General features: G+C 70.4%; 2 protein-coding genes. One reads left to right on the plus strand and one right to left on the minus strand.

All coding sequences use genetic code 11. From position 1 onward, the window contains the following. Positions 1 to 54 precede the first annotated feature (54 nt). Positions 55 to 1,179, minus strand: a complete 1,125-nt coding sequence (locus AB0H52_RS31945) for an IS630 family transposase (protein ID WP_357952016.1) — start codon at positions 1,177 to 1,179, stop codon at positions 55 to 57. 96 nt (positions 1,180 to 1,275) lie between these two features. On the opposite strand from AB0H52_RS31945, the gene AB0H52_RS31950 reads away from it, so the two are divergent. Then, positions 1,276 to 1,614 carry a hypothetical protein gene (locus AB0H52_RS31950; protein WP_357952018.1) on the plus strand — a complete coding sequence of 113 codons (339 nt, stop codon included), beginning with the start codon at positions 1,276 to 1,278 and terminating at the stop codon, positions 1,612 to 1,614. The last annotated feature ends 50 nt before the right edge of the window (positions 1,615 to 1,664 follow it).

Below are 1,664 nucleotides of genomic sequence, written 5' to 3' on the forward strand. Positions count from 1 at the left end.
CTAGTGCAGCAGGTCGCAAGTCCTGTTCTGGTTGCTGGTGACGCTGTGTGAGGGTCATGCGGCTTTGGTGAGGTTGTCCCGGGTGGGCTTCTGGTGCTGAGGGTGGCGTGCGAGGTAGCGGGCGTGCTCGGCGTCGGCGTCGTAGCGCCAACGGTAGGGGCGGGCGGTGCGGTTGTAGCGGATGGTGAACGCGGTGATCTTGACTTCGAGGTCGTCGCGGGATGCGAAGTCGCCGCCGCGCAGGACGCGGCGGGTCAGGGCGGAGAACCACTGCTCGATCATGTTCAGCCAGCTGGCGTGCTTGGGGGTGTGGGTCACGCTGAATCGGGGGTGGGCGGCGAGCCAGGCGCGGGTGGCCTTGGAGGTGTGGGAGGAGCCGTTGTCCATGATCAGGTGGATGCGTAGGGCGGGGTCGGTGCTGCGGTCGAGCATGCTCAGGAAGCGGATGAAGTGCGCGGAGTCGTTGCGCTCGATGCGTTCGGCGATCACCTGGCCGGTGGCCACATCCATGGCGGCGACGATGGAGACGGTCCCGTGGCGGCGGTATTCGAACTCCAGGCGCCGGTCGCGGCCGGGTAGCGGGTTCTGGGTGGGGCGGATGCGGGAGCGGGCCTGGATGCCGGTCTTCTCGTCGACGCTGACGAGGAGGGTGTCGGCGGGGATGTGGAGGTAGAGGCGGCACACAGCGCCGGCCTTGGTCCAGAAGGTGTCGTCGTCGGCGCGGTTGAGCCAGCCGCGGACCTTGTGTGGGCGCACCCTGGCCTCGGCCAGGGTGCGGCGCACGCTCGCGCGGGACAGCGTCATGCCTCGTTCGGCCAGATGCTCGGCGATCAGCGTCTGCGTCCAGCGGGCGGCGCCCTCGGGCGGCAGGGAGGTGGCCACGGCGATGACGGCCAAGCGGTCGCTGGGCCCGTACCGTTCGGGGCGTCCGCTGCGCGGGCGGTCGAACAGGCCCGGCACGCCGCGGCGTACGAAGCGCAGCCGCCACCGGCGCACGGCCGGCTCGCTGCAGCCTACTTCGGCGGCGATCGTGCTGTTGGCCAGGCCGTCCGCGGCCAGCAGCACGATCCGCGCGCGCAGCGCGACCGCCTGCGGGCAACTCGCGGCGCCGACCATGGCCAGCAGCTTGCGCCGCCGACGGGCGCTCAGATGCAGCGCGGCGGCGGGCGGATGAGCCATCGGGGACACTCCGGAATAAGAGGGGACAGGGGTAGCAGCCATCATGGCGTGCGCGTCCCTGACCCGGCCGGGCCGGCAGTGCGCAACACTCTCCCCGTGCCCATTCCGCCACGCCCGCTTAAGGACGAGGTCGACGACCGCGTCGACCACCGCGCCGTCACCAGCGGCCGCTGGCCCGCCCTCACCGAGGTCGACACCCGCTGGCGCGGCTCCTTCGGCTACTTCACGGCCCTGATCGGCCCGGAGGAAGAGCAGGAACGCATCCCGCTGTGCCGCATCGAGTACCTCGGCGGCAACCAGTGGGCCTTCGCCCTCTACGACCCCGCCTCCAACTCCTACATCCCCCAACTCCTGCACACCGGCCAGTGGGAGGGCAGCCCCGACGACGCCTTCGACACGGCCGCCCTCGTCCACCTCGCCGACTACGAAGCGTAACCAAACACAGGACACTCAACCCGAACAGGACTTGCGACCTGCTGCACTAG

Source organism: Micromonospora sp. NPDC050695 (genome assembly GCF_040654415.1).
GTDB lineage: Bacteria > Actinomycetota > Actinomycetes > Mycobacteriales > Micromonosporaceae > Micromonospora.